Source organism: Nocardia flavorosea, assembly GCF_015477805.1.
Lineage (GTDB): Bacteria > Actinomycetota > Actinomycetes > Mycobacteriales > Mycobacteriaceae > Nocardia > Nocardia flavorosea_A.
The window spans coordinates 1210025-1235653 of record NZ_JADLQL010000001.1 but is presented as its reverse complement, the minus strand read 5'-3'; the positions used below and the strand labels follow the sequence as shown (position 1 = coordinate 1235653).

The following is a 25629-nucleotide window of genomic DNA, read 5'->3' as shown; positions in this document are numbered from 1 at the left end:
CGGCGCACGAGAATTCGATTTACCTGTCCGGCCCGGTCGGAGATCATTTACCGATGCCGATGCTGCTGTCGTGCGCCGATCCACTGAATCCGCGACGTACCGATCCCCATTTCGCCGCCGAGACCGCGAAGGCTCGGCAACTCGGTGCCGGCGTCGGGCTGATCGACCATGATCTGCTGGCTGCCGGCGATGCCGTGGCGGCGGTTCGCAGCATTCCCCGCGACAGCGGCCCGGCCTGGTATCGCGGCTGGATGATCCCCTCGCCCGCATATTCGGCGTTGTCCGAAGCCCTGGCCGCCCGCGGAACACAATTGCTGACCGATACCGCAGCCTATCGATCAGCGCATGAACTACCCGGCTGGTACCCGAATTTCGCGCCGGTCACCGCGACAACCCGATGGCTGCCCAGCCCGCCGGGCCGAGTACCGGACCGGGCAACGCTGGCCGCCTCGGCCGCTCCGCTCGGTGCCGGTCCGGGGATCGTCAAGGATTACGTCAAATCGGCCAAACATGCCTGGGACACCGCCTGCTACATCCCTGACCTGACAGATATCGACCGGCTGCACCGAGTCGTGGCCGCGTTCGTCGCCGAGCAGGGCGACTATCTCTCGGGCGGCATCGTGCTCCGGGCTTTCGAATCCTTTACCGTCGGCGATCGCCGGCCCGCGGAGGCGCGGGTGTGGTGGCTGGACGGTGAGCCGTTGCTGGTGGGTCCGCATCCGGACACGCCGGATGAGTGCCCGGAGCCAGTACTGGACCGGGTCGCCGCATGCGTCGCGCACTCGGACGCCCGTTTCCTCACGACGGATCTCGCGCTTCGCGCGGACGGTGCCTGGCGGGTCGTGGAAGTCGGCGACGGACAGGTATCGGACCTGCCGGCGGGTATCGACCCGACCCCGATCCTCGCGGCCCTCCTCGATGCTCCGGCTCGGTGATCGGCGCGACCGGAGCTCATCCAGGTCGCGACTGTCACCGAGGTGTCTCTCCGGCGGCAGCGTGCAGTGCGGCCAGATAGCCGAAGACGACAGCGGGTCCGATGGTGGCTCCGGGACCGGCGTAGGTGTGGCCCATGACCGGTGCACTGGTGTTGCCGGCGGCGTAAAGGCCCGGGATGGCGGTGCCGTCGTCCCGTTGCACACGGGCATTGACATCGGTGACCAATCCGCCCTTGGTGCCGAGGTCTCCGGGGACCAGGCGCGCAGCGTAGAAGGGGCCGGTTTCCAGCGCGCCCAGGTTCGGATTCGGGCGCTGCCGGGGGTCGCCGTAGTAGCGGTCGTAGGCGCTGGTGCCGCGGCCGAAGTCCTCGTCCGTCCCGGTGTGGGCGAAGGTATTGAACCGGGCGACCGTAGCAGCGAGGTGATCCGCCGGCACTGCGATCTTGCCGGCGAGTTCGCCGATGGTGCCGGCGCGGGAGAGTACTCCGGTGTCGAACCAGCGTCGCGGTAGTGGTTGCCGGGGCGGCAGACCGGCGAAGAGATAGCGGTTGCGGTAGCGCTGATCGAAGATCAGCCAGGCCGGGATATTGGCGCCCGGTCCGTTGCCCTGCCCGTATTCGCCGCCATACATGCGATGGGTGGCTTCGACATAGGGCAGGGATTCGTTCATGAATCGCATACCGCGGTCGTTGACGATGAGGCTGCCGGGCAGGTTTCTTTCGGCCAGGCAGAACCAGGGCATGCGGGGCAGCGGGATCGAGGGGCCCCACCAGGCGTCTTCCATGAACGCGGTGGCCGCGCCGACGGCCAGGCCCGCGCGGATACCGTCCCCAGTATTGGCTGCTGCGCCGACCGTCCAGTCGGTGCCGATCGGTTCGCGCTGGTGCTGTTTGCGCATGGCATCGTTGTGCTCGAACCCACCGCAGGCCAGGATCACTCCGTGTCGCGCGGTGACCGTGTGGTCGGTGCCCTCGTGTCGGAGGACTACCCCGGTGACCCGATCGCCGGTCGTCCGGAGTTCCATCAGGGCGGTGTTCAGCAGGAGTGGAACACCGGCGTCGCGCATACCGACGCGGAGCATGGCGCTCAGGGCCTGTCCGCGGGCGAGCAGGTGCTGTCCGCGCAGGCGGCCCGCGACCCAGCGGGCCCCGATCCGGACCGCTCGGAAAGGGGCCCGCGGATTGCGCAGCCCCAGGTGGATCTGCCGGAAATCGGCCTGAGTCAGCACGAAGTTGCGGGGTGCCTTCGAGTAGTCGGGTTCCATCGTGGCGAGTTCGGCGCCGAGCACGCGGGCATCGAAGGGTTTCGGTTCGACCGATCGGCCGTGTGCCCGGCCGCCGGGCGCTTCGGGGTAGTAGTCGCTGTATCCGGGCACCCAGTGCATGGACAGAGGAGTGTGGCGGGCGAGGAATTCGTATGCCTCGGCACCGCGGTCGAGGTAGGTGTCGATCATCTCCGGTGCGACCCCGTCACCGATGATCTCGGTCAGATAGGCGCGGGCGGCGTCGATATCGTCTGCGGGTGCCTCCCGGCGCAGTACCGGGTTGCCGGGAATCCAGACGCCGCCGCCGGAGCGGGCGGTCGAACCACCCCAGTGGCTCGCCTTTTCCACCACCACCGCGGAAAGACCGTGCCGTGCCGCGGTGATCGCCGCGGTCATCCCCGCCGCCCCCGATCCGACGATCACGACGTCGACCGAATCCGGAATCGTATGTTCCTTCATGGAAGCCTTCTCTGGCTCGAAATGTGGGTAGTGATCGTCAACGGTGGCTGCGCCACCGGTCGTCGAGGACCGCGGCCACGGCCGCTTCGACACAGGCGGGAAGAGAGGCCGATCGATTTCCGGTGTTGCGCAGCCACTGTAGGTAACCGAATTCGGCCGCCGCGAGCATGAGGTGGACCAGCAGGCCGGGGCTGTTATCGGTCGCTGGATCGGTACCCATTCGCTGGGCTGCCAATTCCACCAGGCGCTTTCGATGGTCTGCCGGTACCAGAGCGACTCGGTCGAGTAGGTGTGGGGCGGTGGCGAACGCTGCCCGCCATTGCGCGAGCTCGTCGGTGCCGAGGGCGGCGGAGCGGGCGAGCAGGGACTGTGCCAGTGCGATATCGGCGGGCTCGTCCGCGGGCCGGCTCTCGAACAGCGCCGCGATTCCCGCGCCGCCCTCGCGCACCGGGTCGAGAAGAAGATCCTCTTTGCTGCGTACGTGCCGGAAGTACGTACTGGGTGACACTCCCGCCGCCGCTGCGATCTGGTCCGTGGTCACCGCGTCGAACCCGGAACGTGCGAACAATGTGAACGCCGCGCTCTGGATCTCGTCGCGAACCTGTCGCCGCTGCCGCTCTCGCAAAGACACTCGGACCTCCTGGTCGATCGGCTCCTGTGTGGAACCGTCATCGAGAGTATCTATCTAAATGACAGAGTCTGTCAAGTGGGTAGATTCTGTCTGCGGGACGCGCGACGCCGGAACCACCACACCGCCGTTGCGGCCAGAACGCACAGGATCAGGACGGCGATGTTCGACACCTGCCCGCCGAATTCGGCGACGCCCGTCTCGACGCGGTACTGATCTGCGATGGACAGGATTCCGCCGGCTTCGGGGTCGCGGGCCAGGAACAACAGGAGAACGCCGAGGGCGATCGACAGTCCGCCGGAGATGATCGCGTGCCAGCTGTTCGTCCAGCGGCCGAGGGTGAGTTCCCGTGGGGTCAGCGCGGCGCGGAGCCCGGCCGACCATCGCTTCCAGGCGAGGGCGAGGATCAGCAGGGGTAAGGCCATTCCCGCCGCGTAGATCGCGAGCAGGATTGCCCCGTAGACGGGGTTCGCGCCGACCGCCGCGATCATCAGGACGGACCCCAGGATCGGGCCGGTGCAGACGCCCGCGACTCCGTATGCCGTACCGAGGACGTAGACGGTCCAGGTGCGACCGGCGTCGCTCGCCTGCGACGTGCGGGACAAACCCGGAATCGGTATCCCCGCCAGTTGGACGACACCGAACAGGATCACCACGCCGGCGACGAGGGTGAGCAGCAGGCCGCGGTTCTGGTTGAGAAACGCGCCGATCGTGGCGGCGAAGACTCCCAGTGGAACGAGTGTCGTGATCAGTCCGAGGTAGAACACGCCGGTGCGGGCGGCGAGTGTGGCGGGGTCGGCGAACGCGTAGGCGAAGAACGCGGGCAGCAGCATGACCGAGCACGGTGAAAGCAGGCTGAGCAGGCCCCCGAGGAAGGCGCCGAGGTAACCGATATCCATCAGCGGGCCTGCTCCAGTTGCGCGTCGATGACCTGCCGGAAGGTGTCGACGGGTTGTGCGCCCTGGAGCACTCGGTCGCCCACGATGAAGGTGGGGGTCCCGGTGACGCCGAGCGTCCGGGACTCGTTGCCCTCCCGGTCCACGGCCGCCGCCAGCTCCGGATCGTCCAACGCGGCAGTGAAAGCCGCGGTGTCGAGGCCCTCGACTCGGCTCGCGATCTCGATCAGGGTTTCGCGCCCGTAGTCCTTGGAGCCGGAGTAGGTGTGGGCGAACATCTCTCGCGAGAACTCCCAGAACAGGTCCTGTTCCGCCGCTGCTCGCCCGGCGATCGCCGTCTCGACGGAGTGGTCGGTGAGGATGGGGGTGTCGCGCCATTCGATACGGACGTGACCGGGCTCGACGTACTCGTCGAGCAGTGCCGGGAGGGTGTCGGCGGCGAAGGCGCTGCAGTACGGGCAGGTGAAGTCGGCGTATTCGATGACGACGACCGGAGCGTCGACGGCGCCGATGGCGAACGGGTCGTTGTCGTCGCGGCGCGCCAGATCCGGCAGGCCGCTGTCCTCTTCGGTTCCCGCCGGTGCGGCGCGAGGCAGATCGTTCTGGGTGCTTGTGCTGATCGCGGCCCCGAGTGCCAGGAGGGCGACGGCTATCGCGCCGAGGGCGATGGCCTTCCATGGCAGTGAGCGGGTGGGAGTGTCCGGTGTGGAAATTGTCGTGCTCCTGACTGGTCGCGGGAATGACGCCGGCACCCGAGCGCGGTGCGGGGGTGCGAGCGCATCGACTATGCGGGATAGTCGACTATGCAAGATAGTCGACTATCCGGCATAGTAGAACTGTGCATCGGATCGGACAGTGGATGAGCCGCCGGAAAACGTCGCTGGAGCTCGCGGCGCGGGCGTTGGCTGCGTGGGGTCCCCGGCAGCTGGGCCTCGCTGCCACGGCGGCCGTGGTGGTCGGTGTGCTGGTCGGGCTCGTCACCGTGTTGATTCCGAACCCGGTCTTCGGGCGGGAGATACCGCCGGAGCCGTGGAACTACCCGGTGTGGGTCGGCACTTCCGTTCTCACCGGCGTCCTGTTCGCCACGTATGTTCGCCCGGGTGCCGCGGCGACTCCCCGGTCCGGCGAACCGGTCGAAGCCGGCGACGGTTCGGACCGGCGCAGCGCCCGGCTCGGCGGATTCGCCGCGGTGCTGGCCTGGTTCGCGGTCGGTTGCCCGGTCTGCAACAAGATCGCGTTGCTCGCGCTCGGCTACTCCGGGGCGCTCACCTGGTTCGCACCTGCCCAGCCGGTTCTGGCCGTGATCGCGCTGGTGCTGTCCGCGGTCGCGGTCGTCGGGCGACTCCGGGGGCAGGTTTCCTGCCCGGTCCCTGCCGTACGGTAGGAAGGTCATGGTGACCGGGAAAAGGCGAGATCAGCAGTCCGAGCCGGTGCGGCTGGGGGCTCTCGAACAGCAGGTGATGGACGTGCTGTGGGATCACGGAGCCGCCACGATCCGGCAGGTGATCACCCGGCTCGGCGGCGATCTCGCCTACACCACGATCGCCACCGTGCTGGCCAACCTCGAACGCAAGGCACTCGTCGCCCCTCAGCGGGAGGGGCGGTCCGTGCGCTATGTGCCGCGCCACACCCGGGAGAAACACGCCGCCCAGCTCATGAAGCAGGCGCTGTCCACCAGTAACGACCCGATGGCGTCGATCCTGCATTTCATCGACGAAATCGATCAGCGTGACGTGCAACTGCTGCGCGACTACCTCGACAAGAGCGGGCGCAGGGGATGAGCGCACTGGTCATCCCGGCCGCACTCGCGGTCGTACTGGCCGCGTCCTCGATAGCCGGGCCGGCGCTCGTCCGTGCCGCCGCCCCGGCACTGACGCGGGTGCCCCGCACCGCCGTACTCGTCCTCACCGGCAGCCTGTTGTTGTGGATGCTCGCGGTGGCGTCGCTGAGCCTCATGGCGGCGTGGATGGTGACCGGGCCGGATGTGCTTCCCGCGCCGTTCGCCGAAACCTGCAGGCAATGCCTGGACGCCGCCAGCCCGTTTGCGCCGACCACAGTGGACACGGGGATTCCTGTGGTACTGCTGCTGTTGCTACCGGCGTTCGGGTTGTTCGCCCTGCTCGGACTGGGAGTACCCCGGTGGCTGCGCCGCCACCGCGCCACCCGGTCGGCCGCGCAGGCCCTGGCGGAACGAGCCCGGATCGCGTGCGTCGGCGGGTATCGCGTGCTGGTGATCGACGACCCACGACCGGTGGCGTTCTCCCTGCCGCGGCGGTACGGCGGGATCGTCGTATCCGACGGACTCGACGCGGCGCTGGAATCCGACGAACTCGCGGCGGTCCTCGAACACGAACACGCCCATCTACGCCAGCACCACCACGTACTCCTTTCGATTCTCGGCGGACTGACCTGTCCCTTGCGCCGGGTGCCGCTGGTGGCGGCCATCGCCGATGCGATCCCGCACTACCTCGAGATCGCGGCGGACAACGCCGCGCGCGGCCACGCCGGCACACCGGCCTTGGCGAGCGCGCTGCTCAAACTCGGCGCGCCCGGAAACCACCCCACCGCAACCCCTGGTGAACCGCTTTCCGGGCTGCTGCTCCATGCGGCGGGACCCGACCGGATCGGCCATCTCGTATCGCCCGCCCGAGCCCGCTCGGCAGTGCTCCCGGCGTCCACCCTGGGCCTGCAGCTCATAGCTTTCGCCGTGGTGGTGGCCGCAGTCCACGGGCCTTACCTGTATGTCGTGCTGTCCGGGTGCATCACGGGAACTCCACCGTGGTGAGCCCGCCCGAAACCACCCACAGCGATGGCCTGACCGTCGGTCAGGTCGCGACACGCCTGGGTGTGACGGTCCGGGCACTGCACCACTGGGACGATCTCGGCCTGGCGCGGCCCTCGTTGCGTACCGCCGCCGGATACCGGCTCTACACCGCCGGTGACCTGGAACGCCTGCACCGCATCGTCGTCTACCGCGAACTGGGTCTCGGCCTGAACCGGATCCACGCCATCCTGGACGACCCGACCGCGGACGTGGCCGAAGCCCTGCATACGCAGCGAGCCCAGGTCGCCGAACGTATCGACCGCCTCCAGCAGCTCGGCGCCGGGCTCGACCGGATGATCGAAGCCCACGAACGCGGACTGCTCCTCACCGCCGCGCAGCAGGCGGAGGTCTTCGGACCCCGCTGGAACCCCGACTGGCCGGTGCTTGCCCGGGAACGGTACGGCGATACGGCGCAATGGCAGCAATACGCCGAACGCTCGGCCGCCCGCAGCCCGGCGGAGTGGCAGGCCGTCGCCGATACCGTTGCCGCCCTCGAACAGGCTTTCGCCGAGGCGATGGACGCAGGTACAGAACCCGGCAGCCCGGAAGCGAATCAGCTCGTCGAGCGGCACCGCGAGGTCTTCAGCTCCGCGTACTTCACCCTCAGCAGACAGATGCAGGTCTGCGTGGGCCGCATCTACGAGACCGAGCCGGGGTTCGCCGCCCACTACGACGGTATCCGCCCCGGCCTCGCCACCTGGTTCCGCCGAGCCATCGACGCCGGCGCCCGCGCCCACGGCATCGACCCCGACACCGCGACCTGGCAGTAGCCGCAACCTATCGCGTATCTGCGCATTCCTCATCCGCGCCGGTCGTTTCGATGGAATGCTCCGGTAGTCGAGGGGCGAAAACCAGATCATCGAAAGCCGAATCCGGGACTGAACAGGGAGGCGCGTAGTGCAGGTTCGTAATCCGTTCGCGGTCGACGGGAGATTTCCCGATATCGTCGTCACCGCGGTGGCGGCCTCGACATCCCTCGCCGGGGATATCGACTCGACCTGGGCCGGTCTGCTGGCCGGGGCGTCCGGTATCGACCGCTTGCCGCAGAGCTGGGTCCAGGAACACGAGCTGCCGGTGCGGATCGGCGGTCCGCTGAAGGTCCGGCCGGAAACCTGTTTGACCCGGGTGGAACTGCGGCGTCTGGCCTATGTGGAACGCCTGGCCACGGTGCTCGGGCGGGAGCTCTGGCGGAACGCGGGGAGCCCGGATGTCGACCGGGAGCGGCTCGCGGTGGCGATCGGCACCGGGCAGGGCGGTGGCGATGCGGTCGTGGAATCGCGCGACGCTCTCGAAAATGGTGGCTACCGGCGAATTTCGCCGCTCGCGGTCCAGATGATGATGCCCAACGGCCCGGCGGCGGTGGTCGGCCTCGAACTCCAGGCCCGCGCCGGTGTGGTGACCCCGGTGTCGGCGTGCTCGTCCGGTTCCGAAGCGATCGCGCGGGCCTGGCAGATGATCGCGATGGGCGACGCCGATATGGTGGTCGCCGGCGGTGTCGAAGGTTATATCGATCCCGTGCCGATCGCGGCGTTCACGATGATGCGGGCGATGAGCACCCGCAACGACGACCCCAAAGGGGCCTCGCGTCCCTTCGACTGCGACCGGGACGGTTTCGTGTTCGGCGAGGCGGGCGCCCTGCTGATCCTCGAAACCGAGGAACACGCCCGTGCCCGCGGCGCCACCGTTCTCGCCCGGTTGCTCGGTGCCGGAATCACCTCCGACGGTTTCCATCTCGTCGCACCCGATCCCGAAGGCACCGGTGCCGCGCGCGCGATCACCCGCGCCATACACACCGCGGGCCTGACCGAGCGTGACATCACCCATGTGAACGCCCACGCCACCGCGACACCGATCGGCGATACCGCCGAAGCCGCGGCGATCAATCAGGCGATCGGCACGCACGCCGCCGTCTATGCGCCGAAATCGGCGCTGGGCCATTCGATCGGGGCCGCCGGCGCGCTGGAATCGGTATTGACTGTCCTCAGTCTCCGCGATGAGGTCATCCCGCCGACCCTGAACCTGGAGAACCAGGACCCCGCTATCGACCTCGATATCGTCACCGGCGCGCCCCGCCGCGGCCGAATCGACTACGCGATCAACAACTCCTTCGGATTCGGGGGGCACAACGTCGCCCTCGCCTTCGGCCGGGGATGAAAGTCCCGTACGCCCGCTCGCACGTGCTCGCGTGATCAACTGCTCTCGGCATCCCCCGGCGCGCTGCCGACGCAGCGAGCGCTGACGTGTTGGATCAACTCCACCAGCGCATTCTCGACCTCAGGGCCGGCGACCGGCATCGGCAGGGGGCCGGGGTGAACGCGTCCACCCGCACCGCGCCGCAGGTGTGTTCGTTGCCGGCGCCGAGCACGGCCACGGTTTTGCTCACAGGCCGCCGTGCACCGCCAGCAGCACGGGCCCGGATCCCCGGACCGGATAGGTGATCGGGGTGCCATCGGCCGACAGCACGCGACCGCCGCGGACCGACGTCTGCGAGGCGGTGCCCGGCCGGGGTGCGGTGGTCACCGGGCGTGCTCGCGCTGCTGTGCCGTCGCCGGCCGGAGCCGCCGCACCAGATACGCCGCGTCCCTGCCGACCCCGCGCAGCGAGTTCGACGACGGAGTCCGCTGCCACTCCAGCCCGAGGAACCCCAGCCCTGGGTGGGTGATCGACAGGCCTCGGCGCTGCCGTGGTACCCCGCTATCGGTCAGCGCCCCTGTTCCGGCGAGATAGGGCAGGTGCGGGCGGTAGCCGGTGGCGAAGATGACCGCATCCGCCGAGGTCCGAGAGCTGTCGGGCCACACCACGGCCTCGGGCGTGAACCGCGTGAACATCTCCCGCTGCTCCGGTCGCCCGCCGGCCAGCGCGGCACGGTAGCGGCCTTCGTCGAGCACCGGCTGCGTCGGCGCCTGCTCGACGAGCCGGCCCAGCGGGGCGGCGTCGAATCCGGTGAGGGTGAACCAGAAATGCACATCCCGGCCCAGCGGCCGCTGCGGCACGAACTTCACCGGCGCCCTACTGGCCAGCACCACCTGCGCGTGTCCGGCGAGCTCGACTGCGATCTGCACCGCGGAGTTCCCCGCGCCCACCACGACCACCTGCTGGTCGGCGAACTCGGCCGGGACTCGGTATTCGCTGGCGTGCAGGACCCGGCCTCCGAACTCGTCCCGGCCGGGAACGGCGGGCAGGAAGGGAGAACCGAACGACCCGGTCGCCGCGATCACCCGCGGCGCGGTGAACACCGCACCCGATCCGGTGGTGACCGCGAAGCCCGCACCGCCGGTGGCGGCGACGGATTCGACGCCAGTGCTGGTGTGGATGTCGACGTTTAGGCCGTCGGCGTAGGAGCGAAGGTAGTCGACCACTTCGTCGCGGTGGGGATACCGGTCCGGATCACCAGGAAAGCGGCGTCCGGGGAGGGCGCTGTAGCGGGCCGGGGAGAACAGGGTCAGGCTGTCGTAGTACCGCGGCCACGACCCGGTCGCCTCCGGCGAGGCTTCCAGAATCGCAGTGTTGAAGCCCCCGGTGGTGAGGTGGTGTGCGGCGGCGAGACCGGATTGGCCGCCGCCGACGACCACCGCGTCGTAGTCGTATTCGCTTGTCACAACATCTCTTTCTTCGAAACACGGATACCGGTGAGTGGCGCGATCACCGCAGCGAGGGCGGCGCCGGCGCCGAGGATCAGGTAGGTGTGGGCGTAGCTGCCGGTCCACGCCGACACCACGGTGCCCGCCCACGGGTCCAGCGCGGGATCACCACCGGCGCGGACAGCCGGCCGTTCAACCGGCAACTGGATATCTGAGTCAGGCACAGCACCGCCAACACGCGGCGGCGCCCGGCCCGCGGCAACCCGCCCATTACCGCGGGCGCGGTCTCCACATCGGTCACGCCGAGATCCGGGCTTTACCGGGCGGCAGCGGCCGGCGCGCAGCACGCCACCGTCGACTCCGTCCCGGCTTCCTCGGGTGCGGCCTCGCCGTTACCGGCGGTGCCGCAGCACGCCTGCACCGCCTCACCGTCGTCCTTCCCGGCGAACTGCGGTTCGGTGCCGAAATGCTCGGTATCCGCCAGCACGGTGTATACCTCCCACCGCTCGGCGTTCGGGCCGGTCACCCACACTTTGTCCTGGGTCGCGAAGCAACACGTCGTCGCGATCTGCTCCTCGGTGAAAAGACCGGCCTCCGACAGGCGTGCGATCTCGGCGTGCACCTTCTCCGAAGACTCCACCTCGACCCCGAGGTGATTCACGCTGCCGCCCTGGCCCGGGTTCTCGATAAGCACCAGCTTCAGCGGCGGCTGCTCGACGGCGAAGTTCGCATAGCCGGGTTTGCGCTTGGCCGGCTCCACGCCGAACAGGGTCGAGTAGAACTCGACGGCCTGTTCCAGATCGTCGACGTTGAGTGCGAGCTGAATACGTGACATCATGACCACCACCTGTGTGACATATATCGAAGTACTTACGGCGCCCAGTGTGCCACCTTTTCGACATAAGTCAATATGGTTGGTATGATGGATTTCATGCCCAAAGCGCTGCCTGTCATCGACATGACCACACCCCTGTGCTGCCCACCCGTGGCCGCGGGCCCGGTCGACGACGAGGCCGCTCTCCATGTCGCACTGCGATTGAAAGCCTTGGCCGACCCGGTGCGGGTGAAGCTCATGTCCCTGCTGCTGGCCAGTCCGGACGCCGGCCGAAACGGCGGCGAACTCGCCGAGACGGTCGGACTCTCCGAATCGACAGTCAGCCACCACCTCGGTCAACTCCGCAAAGCCGGGCTCGTGAACTCCGAACGCCAGGGCATGAACGTGATCCACCGCGTCCACCGCGACGCCCTGGCCGCACTCTGCGTAGTCCTCGACCCCAACTGCTGCCGATAGCCGGCAGCAGCCGCCTCGAGGGTGTACGCAGGCGCGGTGGTCTGCCCAACCGGCTCGGGCGTAGGGCCCATTTCTGGGCGGTGCCGGGGGCAACGCCGATCGGGTCGCTCATGATCATCGGTGGGAGTTCTCCGGCGGCGTCGATCATGCCGGTGTTGCGGGCGTGGACGGGGGCAAGCGAGTGGCCACTACGGTGTAGTGGCCGAACTCGAGGTCCCGCCGCGTCTCCCGGGCATGTGGTCGACTATCGCCAGTGCCGCGTTGTGCGGGCCCGACGCTTGGGCGCCGACCCGGCCCCATTCGACCCGAAATCCGCAGCCGGACTGCACAACCCGTTCCACAGTATTCACCATATGGGTGAAGGGGTCGGCGCGAGAATCGCTGCGGGTTGCCTCACTCGACAGAACCGGGTGGGACTGTGAGGCAGAACGGGTGTCCTGAGGGGTCGATCAGAACCCGCCAGCGATCGGGTGCAGGCTGATAGCCGGCCTTGACTGCGCCGCACTCGATTGCCGCTCGCTCCGCGATATCGAGATCATCGACGAAGAGATCGAGATGCATCTGCTTGGGCACCTGGTCGCCGGGCCAGTCCGGCGGTTGGTGGTTTTCCACGAGCTGGATCGTCACCATGCCCCCCTCGCCCCGGAGAACGACCAGTTCGTCGGATTCGTACCGGACTTCGAAACCCAGCAGTGCTCGATAGAACTGCCCTAAATGGTGCGGATCCCGGCTATCGAGCGAAATTGCACCGAATCTGGCTATCGCGGTCATGGCACCCCGTATTCATTGCCCCAGCCATGCGCCGGGCACGTACCTGTCATCGTTACCACAGTCGGAGCCGACTGTCGGCCTGAGCGGGGCGGTCGGTAATTCGGATATGGCTTTCGCGACCGGTGTGGGTCATTACCACTGGTTCGTCATGCCTCACCCGGCAGTGAGGGTGCACCGGCGCACGCAGCGAGTCCGTCCTGGCTCACCGCTCGCCTGCAGACCACGGCAGCGTTCGGATTCCGCTGGCTGAGGCGTGCCGGTGCCTTCGCCGCTCCTGACCAGTGGGCCTGCGCTACCGGCTGTGCGTTGCGAAGGATGCCCAGCCGTCGGTGGCACTCGGGAACGAGGGGGACCACCGGGTTGCCTCACGGAATCGCGCGTTGCTGACGCGTAACGACCGGGTCAACGAGGTGGTGCGGGCGCCGAGGACGGCCGCGAGGCGGCCGGGCGCTCGGAGATAGTGGGTGCGGCCGGCGGCGTGCGCGATCGCGTCGGCGTACTGGTACTTGGTGATCGGGTGATCGTCGACCACGTTGTAGACACCGGCCGGAACCTCGACGGCGGCCGCGACGGCCGCGCCCGCGTCGGCGAGGTGGAGGGAGGATACGAAGCTGTCGCCGCGCCCGAACATCGGGGCGATACCGCGGCGGGCCATGGTCAGGAATTCTCTGCTGTGCACTGATTCGGGACCGTAGAACAACCCGAACCGTAGAACGACGCCGGTTCCACCCCCGTCTACGAAACGCTGCGCATTCGCTTCCGCGGCATGGTTGGTGCGCGCCAGCGGGAAATCGTCGGTGGGCCACTGCTCGTCGATCCACTGGTCTGCTCTGTCGCGGTAGATCATGCACACCGACTCCTGGATCAGCCGGCCGACACCCGTGGCGCGGGCGGCTTCCGCAACTGCTGCCGACCCTTCCGTACGTACCCGCGCGTTCTCCGCCCACGCGCGGTTGTCGAGGAACTTCGACGAGGGCGGCAGCGCGGTGGCGAGATTGGCCACCGCGTCGTGCCCGGCGAATACTTCCTCCAACCGGTCACGGTCGAACAGCGATACGATGACCGGCTCGGCTCCCTGCGCGCGGAGTGCTGCCGCTTTCGCTGCATTGCGGGCGAGCCCTGTCACCGTATGGCCGGCACCGATCAACGCCGGAACGGCGTGGTAACCCAGCGCGCCGGTGGCGCCGGTGACGAAAACCTTCATCGCTCGGTCGCTCCTCTCGACTCGGCGGATTGCGGAGTAAAAGAATGCTTGCCGATCGGTGGTGCCGCGGTTGTCGCCGCGCCGCTACTCGGCGAGGACTTCGTCGATATCGGCGGCAGTGATGGCACGGTCGAACCAGCGGTCGAGAACGTCGAGGTCCGTACAGGTCTGCATATGCTCCCGGGCCGATTCGGGAACATCGATCCCGCGGGCCTCCAACAGTCGCAAGGTTTTGCCGATCACCTCCTCGACACGGCCCTCGACTCTGCCTTCGACGCGTCCTTCGAATCGGCCCTCGGCGCGTCCTTCGACCCGGCCCTCGGCGCGCCCTTCTGCGCGCAGGCGCTGGGATGTACGCGAACGGTAGAACGACAGATCCACGCTCATCAGTTTGCTCCAGGTTTTCGCGGCTCGGGTCGCGCCGAGGCCGAGTTCGGTGAGTTCGGCGAAGACGTGGAAATCTTCCTCGTCTTCGAGTTCGTGCAGGGCATCGGCGAGTGTTTTCAGTATCGCATCAATACTGCGGTCCTTGGCGTGGGTGATCGCCGACAGCACAGCCAGGGGGATGTCGGCCGCCGCAGCGTCGGGATCGGTCACGACGGGGACGTTGTGCGGACCGAGGACGAGTGGGCGCACGATGATACTGGTCCACTGCGGGAGACCGATGGTGATCGGTTGGATGGCCCAGTCGGCTGTCCTGGTATCGCGGCAGACGACGAGCAGCACAACGGGCAGCCGGTACTTCTCGTGCAGATGCGCTAGGTAGTAGGCCCACGCGCTCGGTTTGTCCGAATCTGGTTTGTTCTGGGCTTCGACCAGCAGCAAGAACGGTCCTTCCCGCACGGTGGTGATGCGCAGCAACGTGTCGACCCTGCGCTCGAGCGGGCGGATCTCGGTGAGATCGTTGGTGAGGACTGCGACTTCGGCGGGATCGTCGAAGGGGAGCCCGAGGGCTCGGAAAGCTCGGGCGAATACCCCGGGGTTGTCTTGGACGAGGCGGTGCATTGCCTCGTGTGCGGAGCCGACCATGCAGGCAAGCTATCGGAGGTACCTCGGGTAACAGTAGAAAGTGTGTTCGAATTCCGGCGTGTTCGTTCCTTGGGCGCGTCGTCGTTGGGCCGGGTGTTGCCCGCGCTGGTGACGGACCTCGCCGCCGGATAGGTACCTCGAGGTGGGGTCCGCTGCGATTGCTGTGGCTGTCCCCCGGTCCGGTGGACAGTGTGCCGCAGGCCGGAAACTGTAGGGGGGTTGCGTCAGTGTCCGACGGAGCGCTCGATCATCTCCACTGCTGCGGTTTTGGCGCGTCGCAGCTCCTCGTCGCCGATGCCCGCCTTGTGCAGGAATTCGATCCCTTGCATGACGGTGAACAGAGTTCGTGCGGTTGCCTCCGGATCGATGCCGTGGTCGATCTCGCCCGCTTCCTGGGCCCGCGTGACCTGCCGGGTGAACAGTGCGAGCGTCCGGGAGTAGGCCCGGCACGAGCGGTCCCGGACCTGCTCGTCCTGGGCGCTGAGGGCCGAGGCGCTGTTGGCCATCAGGCAGCCCTGGGGTGGTAGGTCCAAGCGGCCGCCCTCTTCGAATGTGACGGCGGCCAGCAGCCCGTGCCAGGGGCTGGGGTCGGCGGTGATCGCCGCTTCCAGCCCGGTGGCCTGGCGGGTGCCGTACTCGTCCAGGATTCGCAGGAACAGCTTGTGTTTGTTGCCGAATGCTCCGTACAGGCTCTGTGTGCCGAGACCGGTTGCCTCCGTGAGGTCCTGGATCGAGGTGGCCGCGTAGCCGTCGCGCCAGAAGCGGGCCCTCGCGGCGGTGAGCACGGCCTGCTCATCGAACTTCCGTGGCCTGGGCATATCTCGACTCTACCGATTATTGAGTGATCCCTCAAATTTGACAACCGGGCCTGGCGGCGCGAATTATTGAGTGGTCACTCCATAACATGATCGAAGGACGGGCACATGACCACAGGACCGCTGGAAGGCAAGACCGCGCTGGTAACGGGAGGATCCAGGGGTGTCGGTGCCGGCATAGTGGCCCGGCTGGCAGCCGACGGTGCGAACGTGGCGTTCACCTACGCCAACTCCGGTGAGCAGGCGGAAGACGTCGCGGCCGCTGCCGTCGCCGCAGGTGGTACCGCGCACCCTCTTCATGCCGACAGTCGGCACGAGCACGACATCGAGGCCGCCGTCGCGCAGACCGTCGACCGGTTCGGTGGCCTGGACATTCTCGTCAACAATGCCGGTATCGGCGCCTTCGGCCCGATCACGGATCTGAAGATGGACGATATCGACGCCATGCTGACGATCAACGTCCGCTCGGCGATAATCGCCATCCGCGAAGCGCTGATCCATATGAACGACGGCGGGCGAATCATCAATATCGGCAGCATCAACGCCGACCGCACACCGTTCCCCGGTCAATCGGTGTACGCCGCGACCAAAGGTGCCCTGGCGAGCCTGACCCGTGGGCTCGCGCGCGAATTGGCCCCGCGTGGAATCACCGTCAACAACGTCCAGCCCGGTCCGGTCGATACCGACGCCAATCCGGCCGACGGACCCAACGCGTCGAATCTGCTCGGAGTCATGGCCACGGACCGGTTCGGCACCTCGGCCGAAGTCGGCGCCTTCGTGTCGTATCTCGCCGGACCCGACGCCGCCTATATCACCGGCGCGAGCCTGGACATCGACGGCGGATTCGGAGCGTAGCTCCGGATGTAGGCGGTTCGCCCGTCGGGATCGCGACGTTGCGGCAGTGGGCGAACGGGGCCGAGGACACTGCGATTCCGGCCCGGCTGGGTAGCCCCCGTCGAGGTGTCCCTGTTACGGATCGAAAGTCGAAAGTGTTTCCAGCCAGGGATGCCCAGGGTGTACGCGGGCAAGCCAGCCGGCCAGCCGGGACCGCCGTGAACGGTCCAGTGCGGGGAGGGCGTGCCGGAAATCCGACTCGTCTTTCGGGCGACAGGCTTTCGCCTTGAACAGGAGGACGGCCTCGGGGATCACATAAGGGATGTCGTCGGCTGTGTGGAGGATCAGTTCGTCGTAGGGCAAGGTGATCGAGGGATCGCGCCGGCACACCCAGCGATCGTCACGGTGCGGTTCGCGGAACACATCGAGGTGATAGCGCCCGGTCGCCGGATCGCGCAGCCAGGTCTGGTGCTGATTGCCGGCTTCCTCGGGAAACGGCCAAGCGCACCCGTCGCCGACGACGTCCCATTCGTAGCCGGGGAGTGCTTCGGCGATCTCGGCGAAACGAGCGCGGGGGACCCCGATTTCGAGATCGGAGTGCTCACGTCCGAGCCCGCCGACGAACAGATCCAGCGCCCACCCGGCTGCGACGTACCAGCACGGCGGGGCACTCGACAGTCGTTCGGCGGCTTCGGCGGGCGACCACGCTCGCCAGAGCCGGTCGCATTCCTCCTCCGACAACGGACGTCCCGTCATTCGGTGGGCCTCCTATATGCGATGAAACCCCTCCTGCCGGAGGCTTTTCATCGTCTGCAGAGCGTCAGGGCCGGCCGGACTCGCCGGACTTGGTGCCGGCCAGGAAGGTGTCCCATTCGGCGGGCGCGAAGACCAAGGCCGGGCCGGCCGGATCCTTGGAGTCGCGAACGCCGACGAAACCGGTATCCAGGTGTGCGGCCTCGACGCACTCCTTGCTGCCGGAACTTCGGCTGCTCTCGAACCACTGTGCTCCAACTAGGTCAGCGCTGTTCATGGTGCTCCTTCGCTATCTTGTTCACCAGGTCACGGTTGGTATTCGTCGAGCGCAACGCGTCTGATGCCGTCGGCTGCCCTCTGGTACCTGTCGATTTCCTCGGGCCGCTCGAGGCACTGGTCGCTGGTGTAGCCCTGAACGTACACAATCGGCGGTTCCGGCAGCCGTGTTGTCCGATGTTGCGGGAACTCCAGCAGAACGAACAATCCCGTATCCAGACCAACATGAGTGCCGGTGAAGGGGATGGCCTCGAGTGAGACCTGGGGAAGCTAGCTCAGCTCAGCGAGATACTCGAGCGCTCGCGTAGTTGGCGCTCGATCTGCTCGGCCTCACCATAGCCCTGTGGTGGACCGAACAAGGACGCTGAACCGGGCGCTTCCCAGTCGGGAAAGATCTCGGCGCCCGGTTCCGGGCGGAATCACATCTGTGCAGCTCATCGGTAACGCGGCCGGTCGGGGGCAGCGGCGGTCGATAAGATCATCCGCATGTCCCTCCACCTGCGCTCAACAGTCGGTCGTGCCGCCGCGGTGGCGATATCGGCGGTCGCTGCCGGTGCGCTTGCTTTCGGTGGTGCCGAGGCCGCCGCCTCGCCGTTCCCGGTCCCGCCCCTGACCGAGACCGCCGCGGCGGGGACCGAGGGGCTCGACCCGCTGCTGGCGCTCGCTTACACCATGGCCGAGCGGGAAGCACATGCCGCGGGTGTGCCGATGTGGATCAATTCCGGCTATCGCAGCCCGGCCGAACAGCAGGCGATGTGGGAGGACGGGCTGCGCACTTACGGCACTCCGGAGGAAGCGCGCCGGTGGGTGTTGCCGCCCGAGGAGTCCACGCATGTCACCGGCCGGGCCGTCGATATCGCACCGCGTGAGGGTGCCGCATGGTTGGAAGCCAACGGCAACCGGTGGGGGCTGTGCCGCACGTTCGACAACGAATGGTGGCACTTTGAGTTACAGACTCTGCCCGGTACGCCGTGCCCCCCTCGGGCACCGGATGCCGCCCACCGGTAGCCGGTGGGGTCTGTCGTACGCGACAACGATGACAATGAGTGGTGGCATTTGCCCTGCAAACCCTGCCTGGTGCATCGTGTCCGCCACGTCTACCAGATGTGAGGGTGCGGGTCTGTGCGGGTTGATGCCCGCAGGTCTGCCGATGTCGAGTTGATTCTTCGATCGTGTTCGCCGATGCAGCCCGGGGACGGCCTGTCCGCCGCGAGTGCCCGACGCCGCCCACCGCTGAGGTGTGAATCCGCGCCGGGTGACCGCCCACGGAACAGTTCAGGTACCGGATACTGCGCGAAGTTCGTCCAGGTACTCCTGAGTTCGCGGATCGTCGGGGAAGTGTGCCATCAACTCCCGTCCGACTTCGCCGCCGATGCACAACAGCGACGGCAGCGACCGCCGTTTGGATTCGAACGCTTGCAGCCCCTCCGAGACCGCCAGTTCGAGGTCGCGGCCGCGGGCGGCGACCATCGCCAGGGTGAGGTGAGCTTCGGCGACCCGCATCGGGTTGCGGACCGTGCCGTCCAGGGTGGTGGAATCGGCGAGGACGGCCCGGGCGAACCGTTCGGCCCGCGCATCGTCGCCGACCACCCGGCAGCAGTCCATGGCATAGAAATCGAACTTCTGCGGGTCGACGACGAAATGGTTCTCCAGGTCCTCGGGGTGGCCGAGCCGGTCCAGCAGCATCCGGCCCTGCGCCAGGGTCGCGTCCACCGCGCTGCGGTCGCCCAGGCGTGCCCAGGCTTTGGCCCGCTGGGCGGCGAGTTGGACGCCGACGCCGCTGTCGGCGCATTCCGGCGGTACCGAATCGACCGCCTGGATGACCCCGCGGTTGTTGCCCTGGGTCAGCGCGAACCAGGCCGCCAATTCCGAACTCCACCCGATGATTTCGACATTGCCGGATTCCATGCCGAGAGATCGGGCGGCCCGGCGGGTGGCTTCGGCGCCGCCGCGGCGGCCGAGATCGTATTCGAGGCAGCCGAGCAGCAGGGCGACCCACCCGGCCAGCTCGAGGACTTCCTTGTGCTGGGCCAGCGTGAGCCGGCTGTCGAGCAGGGCGGCGATCCGCCGCAGCCAGCCCGATGCCTCACGGTGCAGTTGGTGGGCATCGGTGGACGCGTAATCGCGGCACAGGCGTTCGGCGGTGATCCGGACGGCGTCGAGGGTGGCGGTCGAAACATCGGACATCCGTAGCCGACCCATGAATTCGAGCGTGTCCATACCGGTGGCGGTGAGCAATTCGTCGTCGCGGCTCGGGCGTGCCTTGGGGAAGAAGGCCGCGGCGACGGTGTCGAACGCGGCGGCGATGAGTGGAGCGTAGAAATCGTCGGGGCGGGATTCGCCCGATTCCCAACGCCGCCAATTACGTAGGAGGGTGCTGTCGGTCGGTAGGTTCTGGGACGATTTGGCGCGTAGTGCCCGTACGGCCTCGGCTTGTGACCACCCACGCGCATCGCGTTCCGAGCGCATCCGGATGGCCCACAGCGGACGATCTTCAGCAGCAGTCACGCCGCCAGTATTGCACCAGCAAACTTTTCGCGGACCCCATAGGGCAAGAAGGTGTCCCCCGCATGACCTCTTCTGTGCGGGTTATCCGTCGGTCATGCTCGAATCGGACCGGCTCCGCGCCGGTTCAAGCAACACCCCCGCGAACGCGGGCGGAGATCCCGGAGCAGGAAATAGTTCCCCGTCTCGTGCGGGGAAGGATTCAGGAGGTTCGGGTGGAAGCGTTGGTATATGGGTATTTACGCGACGATCTGGCCGCGGGCGACGGCGACGATATGGAGGCCGCGCTACGTGAGCTGGCCGATGCCCACGGATTATGCTTCGCCGCGACATTCCACGAATCGCATGCGGGTGACGGAACGGCATTCGCCGAACTGACCCGGGAACTCCAACGGGCGGATGCCCACCACGTTGTGGTGCCCTCGCTCGATCACCTCACCGGCCAGACCATTCCACGCGAACTGCTGATCGCGAAACTGGCCAACGACGCCGCCGCCCGGATCTGGTCGGTGGCGAGCTGAACCGGCGGCCCGGCGGCGCGGCGTTCCCCCTCAGCGCCCGAAGCCGCCGGGCCCCCGCCGGCGCAGATACTTCTCGAATTCGGCCGCGATGGCGTCGCCGTCGATTTTGGCCATCGCCTCGTTCACGTCGATCGCGGCGTCCCCGCGCTCCTCGAGCGACCGCACGTACTCGGCGATCTCCTCGTCTGCTTCGGTCATCTCGTTCACCGTCGATTCCCATTCCTCGGCCTGCTGCGGCAGTTCCCGCAACGGCACTTCGATATCGAGGACATCCTCCACCCGGTGCAGCAGCGCGATCGTTGCCTTCGGATTGGGCGGCTGGGAGACATAGTGCGGAACCGCCGCCCAGAACGACACCGCCGGGATTCCGGCCTTTACGCACTGGTCCTGTAGCACCCCGGTGATTCCGGTCGGGCCCTCGTAGCGGGTCTGCTCCAGATTGAACCGTTCGGCCGCCTCCTTGCTGTAGGCCGAACCCGTCACCGGCACCGGCCGGGTGTGCGGGGTATCCGCCAGCAGCGCACCCAGGATCACCACCGTCTCCACGCCGAGCTGATCGATGAGCTCCAGCAGGTCGGTACAGAACCGGCGCCAGCGCATATTGGGTTCGATCCCGCGCAGCAACACCACATCGCGGTCGCTTCCGGGGGGCGAGCACACCGACAGCACCGTCGCCGGCCAGACGATCTCGCGGGTGACCCCCTCCACCTGCCGGACCATCGGCCGGTTCACCTGATAGTCGTAGTAGTCCTCGGAATCCAGTTCGGCCAGCGGCCGCGCATCCCAGATCAACTCCAGATGCTCGACCGCGCCGCTGGCCGCGTCACCAGCGTCGTTCCAGCCTTCGAAGGCCGCAACGAGCACCGGGTCACGCAACGCGGGCAGTTCCCGATCCACCGGAGATTCACTCGAGCTCACCCATGCCAGCCTACGGTGCGGGTCGGGAGCGGCGCGCAGTATCGGTCCGCCCGCGCCTGTCGCGGCCGGCCGGCCCGCTGGGTGACCGGGCTCAACCGGGCGTGCAAGAGGCCGGGGCGCGTGTGCGAAGGGTTTGCGTGAAGATCCGGGCAGTGTGCACCGCCGGTGCGCCGCGGGCCGCACACTGGGCGAATATGCTTCCCGGCCCGATGAGCGGCCCGCGGGCACGGTTCGCTCGCTCCTGTCCTGCCTGTGTTCGCCCCCACAGGTGTGAACTAGGCGAACATCGCCGCGGTGGCGCCCACTACTCTGGAATCCATGTCTGCCTCCCGCCCCGCCGAGTTCGATACCACCCTGCTCGACACGCTCAGCCGCCGTGTCGTGATCGGCGACGGGGCGATGGGCACCATGTTGCAGGCCGTGGATCTCACACTCGACGATTTCCGCGGCCTCGAGGGATGTAACGAGATCCTCAACGACACCCGCCCCGAGGTGCTGCGCGATATCCACCGCGCCTATTTCGAGGCCGGCGCCGACGCCGTGGAAACCAATACCTTCGGCTGCAACCTGCCCAACCTCGGTGACTACGATATCGCCGACCGGATCCGGGAACTGTCCGAGAAGGGGACCCGGCTGGCCCGCGAGGTCGCCGACGAAATGGGTCCCGGCGCCGACGGCGTACCGCGGTACGTCCTCGGCTCGATGGGCCCCGGCACCAAACTGCCCACCCTGGGGCACGCCCCGTACGCGAGCCTGCGCGATGCCTACACCGAGGCCGCGCTCGGCATGCTCGACGGTGGCGCCGACGCGGTACTGATCGAGACCTGCCAGGACCTGCTGCAGGTCAAGGCGGCGGTGAACGGTACCCGCCGCGCCATGGAGCAGGCCGGGCGCCGGATCCCGATCATCACCCACGTCACGGTCGAGACGACCGGCACCATGCTGGTCGGCAGCGAGATCGGGGCCGCGCTCACCGCGCTGGAGCCGCTGGGTATCGATGTGATCGGACTCAACTGCGCGACCGGTCCGGACGAGATGAGCGAGCATCTGCGCTACCTGTCGCAGCATGCCCGGGTGCCTGTCTCGGTGATGCCCAACGCCGGCCTGCCGGTGCTCGGAGCCAACGGCGCCGAGTACCCGCTCACTCCCGAGGAGCTGGCCGCGGCGCTGCGCGGCTTCGTCACCGACTACGGCCTGGCCCTGGTCGGCGGCTGCTGCGGTACCACCCCCGAGCACATCCGGCAGGTCGCCGAAGCGGTCCGCGAGGTCGAACCCACGCTGCCCCCGATCGGGCAGCGCCGCACCCCGCAGCCGGAACCGAGTATTTCCAGCATGTACACGTCGGTGCCGTTCGAACAGGACGCCAGCGTGCTGATGATCGGCGAACGCACCAACGCGAACGGGTCGAAGGCGTTCCGGGAGGCCATGCTCGCCCAGGACTGGGGTAAATGCCTCGATATCGCCAAGGACCAGACCCGCGACGGCGCCCATCTGCTCGACCTCTGCGTCGACTACGTCGGCCGTGACGGCAGCGCCGATATGTCGGAACTGGCGTCCCGGCTGGCCACCGCCTCCACGTTGCCGATCATGCTCGACTCCACCGAACCGCCGGTATTGCGGGCCGGGCTCGAACACCTCGGCGGGCGCTGCGCGGTGAACTCGGTGAACTACGAGGACGGCGACGGACCGGATTCCCGGTTCCAGCAGATCATGAGCCTGGTCGCCGAGCACGGCGCCGCGGTGGTCGCGCTGACCATCGACGAGGAGGGGCAGGCGCGGACCGCCGAGCACAAGGTCGCCATCGCCGAACGGCTGATCGCCGATATCACCGGCAACTGGGGCCTGCAGATCGGCGATATCATCATCGACACCCTGACCTTCACCCTCGGCACCGGTCAGGAGGAGTCGCGGCGCGACGGCCTGGAAACGATCGAGGCCATCCGCGAACTCAAACGGCGCCATCCCGGGGTGCAGACGACGCTGGGCCTGTCGAACATCTCCTTCGGCCTCAACCCCGCCGCGCGTCAGGTGCTGAACTCGGTCTTCATGCACGAATGCGTGCAGGCCGGCCTGGACAGTGCCATCGTGCACGCCTCCAAGATCCTGCCGATGAGCCGGATCCCGGACGAGCAGCGCGAAACCGCCCTCGATCTGCTCTACGACCGGCGCCGTGAAGGCTACGACCCGCTGCAGAAGCTCATGCAGCTCTTCGAGGGCGTGTCGACGGCCGATTCGCGGGCCTCGCGCGCCGACGAACTGGCCGCGCTGCCGCTGTTCGACCGCCTCGAACGCCGCATCGTCGACGGTGAACGCGCCGGTATGGAAGCCGACCTCGACGAGGCGATGCGCGAGGTGCCGCCGCTGAAGATCATCAACGAAACGCTGCTGTCGGGGATGAAGACCGTCGGCGAACTGTTCGGGTCGGGTCAGATGCAGCTGCCGTTCGTCCTGCAGTCGGCCGAGACGATGAAGGCGGCCGTGGCGCATCTGGAGCCGCATATGGAGGCCACCGACGACAGCGGTAAGGGCCGGGTGGTGCTGGCCACGGTCAAGGGCGATGTACACGATATCGGCAAGAACCTGGTCGACATCATCCTGTCGAACAACGGCTACGAGGTGGTGAACCTGGGCATCAAACAGCCCATCGCCAGCATTCTCGACGCCGCGGTCGACAAGAAGGCCGATGTGATCGGAATGTCCGGTTTGCTGGTGAAGTCCACCGTGGTGATGAAGGAGAACCTCGAGGAACTCAACAGCAAGGGCGTGGCCGAACAGTTCCCGGTGCTGCTCGGCGGCGCCGCGCTCACCCGCTCGTATGTGGAGAACGATCTCACCGATGTCTACGAGGGCGATGTGCACTATGCACGCGATGCCTTCGAAGGCCTGCGGTTGATGGACGAGATCATGGCCGCCAAACGCGGAGACGCGGCCGACCCGGACAGCCCGGAAGCGGAGGAGCGGCGGCGCAAGGCCGCCGAACGGAAAGCCCGCCACGAACGTTCGCGCCGGATCGCCGAACAGCGGCGTGCCGCGGAAACCCCGATCGTGGTACCGGAGCGGTCGGATGTGGCTGCCGATGTGCCGGTGCCGGTGCCGCCGTTCTGGGGCACGCGCGTGGTGAAAGGTCTGTCGGTCCAGGAATATTCGGGTCTGCTGGACGAACGGGCCCTGTTCCTCGGTCAGTGGGGGCTGCGGGGACAGCGCGGCGGTGACGGGCCCAGCTACGAAGAACTCGTGGAATCCGACGGCCGCCCGCGGCTGCGGGCGTGGCTGGAGCGGCTCAGCACCGAAGGCGTCCTGCAGCATGCGGCGGTGGTATACGGGTACTTCCCGGCGGTCTCCGAGGGCGACGACGTGGTTGTGCTGACCGAGCCGGAACCCGATGCGCCGCAACGGCATCGCTTCACCTTCCCGCGCCAGCAGCGGGACCGGTTCCTGTGCGTGGCCGATTTCATCCGCTCGCGCGAGCACGCCCGGCAGACCGGGCAGGTGGATGTGCTGCCGTTCCAGTTGGTCACCATGGGCGCGCCGATCGCCGATTTCGCGAACGGACTGTTTGCCGCCGATAACTACCGGGATTACCTGGAGGTGCACGGAATCGGCGTCCAGCTGACCGAGGCTCTCGCCGAATACTGGCATCGCCGGATCCGCGAGGAACTCACCCTCGAGGGGCGCGCCATCGCCGAATCCGATCCCGCGGAGGTGACCGAGTACTTCAAACTCGGGTACCGCGGCGCCCGCTACTCGTTCGGGTACGGCGCCTGCCCCGAGTTGGAGGACCGCGCCAAACTGGTGGATCTGCTCGACGCCGAGCGGCTCGGCGTCACGTTGTCCGAGGAGTTGCAGCTGCATCCCGAGCAGTCCACCGACGCCTTCGTCCTGCTGCATCCGGAGGCGAAGTACTTCAATGCCTGAGCCGGGATAAACACCGGACTGCTGTGATTGTGGTCACTTTTGTGGGTCGTAATTGTGCCGCCTATCGGTCCCGCCCGCGGAAACACCGGCTGACCAGTGCGTGACCGAGTCCGAAATCCCGTACTGCCTGCAGGGTTCGGGGCGTCGCAGCGTACGATTTCCGGGAATTTCCGCCGAGGTTCCCGCGGAACCAGAAATCCGGACAATGCC

Annotated in this window: 27 protein-coding genes and 1 pseudogene; 11 read left to right on the top strand and 17 right to left on the bottom strand. The window is 67.5% G+C overall.

The genetic code is table 11. From position 1 onward, the window contains the following. The first annotated feature begins 53 nt into the window (after window positions 1–53). Window positions 54–935 (top strand): ATP-grasp domain-containing protein, encoded by an 882-nt coding sequence (locus IU448_RS05495; protein WP_195054356.1) that lies wholly within the window; start codon window positions 54–56, stop codon window positions 933–935. 34 nt (window positions 936–969) lie between these two features. Here IU448_RS05495 and kstD read toward each other — a convergent pair whose 3' ends face one another. From kstD to IU448_RS05475, 4 genes are all read right to left on the bottom strand, one after another. Next, a complete protein-coding gene (kstD, locus tag IU448_RS05490) occupies window positions 970–2658 on the bottom strand; it encodes a 3-oxosteroid 1-dehydrogenase (RefSeq protein WP_195054355.1) in 1689 nt (562 codons plus the stop codon). A gap of 37 nt (window positions 2659–2695) precedes the next feature. After that, window positions 2696–3289, bottom strand: coding sequence for a TetR/AcrR family transcriptional regulator (locus tag IU448_RS05485; protein WP_195054354.1), 594 nt, complete (start codon window positions 3287–3289; stop codon window positions 2696–2698). Window positions 3290–3360: 71 nt separating this feature from the next. Continuing rightward, a complete protein-coding gene (locus IU448_RS05480; RefSeq protein ID WP_195054353.1) occupies window positions 3361–4185 on the bottom strand; it encodes a cytochrome c biogenesis CcdA family protein in 825 nt (274 codons plus the stop codon). After that, window positions 4185–4934 carry a DsbA family protein gene (locus tag IU448_RS05475; RefSeq protein ID WP_195054352.1) on the bottom strand — a complete coding sequence of 250 codons (750 nt, stop codon included), beginning with the start codon at window positions 4932–4934 and terminating at the stop codon, window positions 4185–4187. Before IU448_RS05475 ends, IU448_RS05480 begins: the two co-directional genes overlap by 1 nt. 86 nt (window positions 4935–5020) lie before the next feature. On the opposite strand from IU448_RS05475, the gene IU448_RS05470 reads away from it, so the two are divergent. The 5 genes from IU448_RS05470 to IU448_RS05450 all read left to right on the top strand — a co-directional run bounded on the left by IU448_RS05470 (window position 5021) and on the right by IU448_RS05450 (window position 9160). Next, on the top strand, window positions 5021–5566 hold the full coding sequence (locus IU448_RS05470; RefSeq protein ID WP_324188513.1) for a hypothetical protein: 546 nt from the start codon (window positions 5021–5023) through the stop codon (window positions 5564–5566). A gap of 7 nt (window positions 5567–5573) precedes the next feature. Continuing rightward, window positions 5574–5963, top strand: a complete 390-nt coding sequence (locus IU448_RS05465; RefSeq protein ID WP_195054351.1) for a BlaI/MecI/CopY family transcriptional regulator — start codon at window positions 5574–5576, stop codon at window positions 5961–5963. Further along, on the top strand, window positions 5960–6967 hold the full coding sequence (locus IU448_RS05460) for a M56 family metallopeptidase (RefSeq protein WP_195054350.1): 1008 nt from the start codon (window positions 5960–5962) through the stop codon (window positions 6965–6967). Before IU448_RS05465 ends, IU448_RS05460 begins: the two co-directional genes overlap by 4 nt. Beyond that, a complete protein-coding gene (locus IU448_RS05455) occupies window positions 6961–7776 on the top strand; it encodes a MerR family transcriptional regulator (RefSeq protein WP_195054349.1) in 816 nt (271 codons plus the stop codon). Before IU448_RS05460 ends, IU448_RS05455 begins: the two co-directional genes overlap by 7 nt. A gap of 127 nt (window positions 7777–7903) precedes the next feature. Beyond that, the gene (locus IU448_RS05450; protein ID WP_195054348.1) at window positions 7904–9160 is read left to right on the top strand and encodes a KasA/KasB family beta-ketoacyl-ACP synthase; all 1257 of its coding nucleotides are present in this window, start codon (window positions 7904–7906) and stop codon (window positions 9158–9160) included. A 225-nt stretch (window positions 9161–9385) separates the two neighbouring features. Here IU448_RS05450 and IU448_RS05445 read toward each other — a convergent pair whose 3' ends face one another. From IU448_RS05445 to IU448_RS05430, 4 genes are all read right to left on the bottom strand, one after another. Then, complete coding sequence (locus tag IU448_RS05445) at window positions 9386–9526, bottom strand: hypothetical protein (RefSeq protein WP_195055145.1); 141 nt, start codon at window positions 9524–9526, stop codon at window positions 9386–9388. Further along, window positions 9523–10605 carry a flavin-containing monooxygenase gene (locus IU448_RS05440; protein WP_195054347.1) on the bottom strand — a complete coding sequence of 361 codons (1083 nt, stop codon included), beginning with the start codon at window positions 10603–10605 and terminating at the stop codon, window positions 9523–9525. Before IU448_RS05440 ends, IU448_RS05445 begins: the two co-directional genes overlap by 4 nt. Then, window positions 10602–10790 (bottom strand): hypothetical protein, encoded by a 189-nt coding sequence (locus IU448_RS05435; RefSeq protein ID WP_228812028.1) that lies wholly within the window; start codon window positions 10788–10790, stop codon window positions 10602–10604. Before IU448_RS05435 ends, IU448_RS05440 begins: the two co-directional genes overlap by 4 nt. 113 nt (window positions 10791–10903) lie before the next feature. Next, entirely contained in the window at window positions 10904–11422 is a 519-nt protein-coding gene (locus IU448_RS05430) for an ArsI/CadI family heavy metal resistance metalloenzyme (RefSeq protein ID WP_195055047.1), read from the bottom strand. Between the two features lie 96 nt (window positions 11423–11518). Here IU448_RS05430 and IU448_RS05425 point away from each other — a divergent pair, with 96 nt between their 5' ends. Next, window positions 11519–11878: an Rv2640c family ArsR-like transcriptional regulator gene (locus IU448_RS05425; protein ID WP_195054346.1), complete on the top strand. Its 360-nt coding sequence runs from the start codon at window positions 11519–11521 to the stop codon at window positions 11876–11878. 393 nt (window positions 11879–12271) lie between these two features. Here IU448_RS05425 and IU448_RS05420 read toward each other — a convergent pair whose 3' ends face one another. The 4 genes from IU448_RS05420 to IU448_RS05405 all read right to left on the bottom strand — a co-directional run bounded on the left by IU448_RS05420 (window position 12272) and on the right by IU448_RS05405 (window position 15700). After that, window positions 12272–12649: a VOC family protein gene (locus IU448_RS05420; protein WP_195054345.1), complete on the bottom strand. Its 378-nt coding sequence runs from the start codon at window positions 12647–12649 to the stop codon at window positions 12272–12274. 292 nt (window positions 12650–12941) lie between these two features. Next, on the bottom strand, window positions 12942–13853 hold the full coding sequence (locus IU448_RS05415) for an NAD-dependent epimerase/dehydratase family protein (RefSeq protein ID WP_195054344.1): 912 nt from the start codon (window positions 13851–13853) through the stop codon (window positions 12942–12944). An 84-nt stretch (window positions 13854–13937) separates the two neighbouring features. Continuing rightward, entirely contained in the window at window positions 13938–14882 is a 945-nt protein-coding gene (locus IU448_RS05410) for a hypothetical protein (RefSeq protein ID WP_195054343.1), read from the bottom strand. Window positions 14883–15106: 224 nt separating this feature from the next. Next, complete coding sequence (locus IU448_RS05405) at window positions 15107–15700, bottom strand: TetR/AcrR family transcriptional regulator (RefSeq protein WP_195054342.1); 594 nt, start codon at window positions 15698–15700, stop codon at window positions 15107–15109. A gap of 105 nt (window positions 15701–15805) precedes the next feature. Between IU448_RS05405 and IU448_RS05400 the strand changes: the two genes are divergently transcribed. Continuing rightward, on the top strand, window positions 15806–16552 hold the full coding sequence (locus IU448_RS05400) for a 3-oxoacyl-ACP reductase family protein (protein WP_195054341.1): 747 nt from the start codon (window positions 15806–15808) through the stop codon (window positions 16550–16552). A 114-nt stretch (window positions 16553–16666) separates the two neighbouring features. Here IU448_RS05400 and IU448_RS05395 read toward each other — a convergent pair whose 3' ends face one another. From IU448_RS05395 to IU448_RS29680, 3 genes and pseudogenes are all read right to left on the bottom strand, one after another. Then, window positions 16667–17287, bottom strand: coding sequence for a hypothetical protein (locus tag IU448_RS05395; RefSeq protein WP_195054340.1), 621 nt, complete (start codon window positions 17285–17287; stop codon window positions 16667–16669). Window positions 17288–17351: 64 nt separating this feature from the next. Next, entirely contained in the window at window positions 17352–17561 is a 210-nt protein-coding gene (locus IU448_RS05390) for a DUF397 domain-containing protein (protein WP_195054339.1), read from the bottom strand. Window positions 17562–17590: 29 nt separating this feature from the next. Beyond that, a pseudogene (locus tag IU448_RS29680) lies at window positions 17591–17815 on the bottom strand (Scr1 family TA system antitoxin-like transcriptional regulator); the annotation flags it as partial. Window positions 17816–18046: 231 nt separating this feature from the next. Here IU448_RS29680 and IU448_RS05385 point away from each other — a divergent pair. Next, the gene (locus IU448_RS05385; protein ID WP_195054338.1) at window positions 18047–18568 is read left to right on the top strand and encodes a M15 family metallopeptidase; all 522 of its coding nucleotides are present in this window, start codon (window positions 18047–18049) and stop codon (window positions 18566–18568) included. Window positions 18569–18835: 267 nt separating this feature from the next. Here the strand turns inward: IU448_RS05385 and IU448_RS05380 are convergent, their stop codons facing one another. Continuing rightward, window positions 18836–20068 (bottom strand): XRE family transcriptional regulator, encoded by a 1233-nt coding sequence (locus tag IU448_RS05380; RefSeq protein WP_324188512.1) that lies wholly within the window; start codon window positions 20066–20068, stop codon window positions 18836–18838. Window positions 20069–20280: 212 nt separating this feature from the next. Between IU448_RS05380 and IU448_RS05375 the strand changes: the two genes are divergently transcribed. Next, complete coding sequence (locus tag IU448_RS05375) at window positions 20281–20586, top strand: hypothetical protein (RefSeq protein ID WP_033242355.1); 306 nt, start codon at window positions 20281–20283, stop codon at window positions 20584–20586. Between the two features lie 30 nt (window positions 20587–20616). Here the strand turns inward: IU448_RS05375 and IU448_RS05370 are convergent, their stop codons facing one another. Further along, window positions 20617–21504, bottom strand: a complete 888-nt coding sequence (locus tag IU448_RS05370) for a PAC2 family protein (protein ID WP_195054337.1) — start codon at window positions 21502–21504, stop codon at window positions 20617–20619. Between the two features lie 318 nt (window positions 21505–21822). Between IU448_RS05370 and metH the strand changes: the two genes are divergently transcribed. Next, window positions 21823–25419 carry a methionine synthase gene (metH, locus tag IU448_RS05365; protein WP_195054336.1) on the top strand — a complete coding sequence of 1199 codons (3597 nt, stop codon included), beginning with the start codon at window positions 21823–21825 and terminating at the stop codon, window positions 25417–25419. Window positions 25420–25629: the final 210 nt, after the last annotated feature.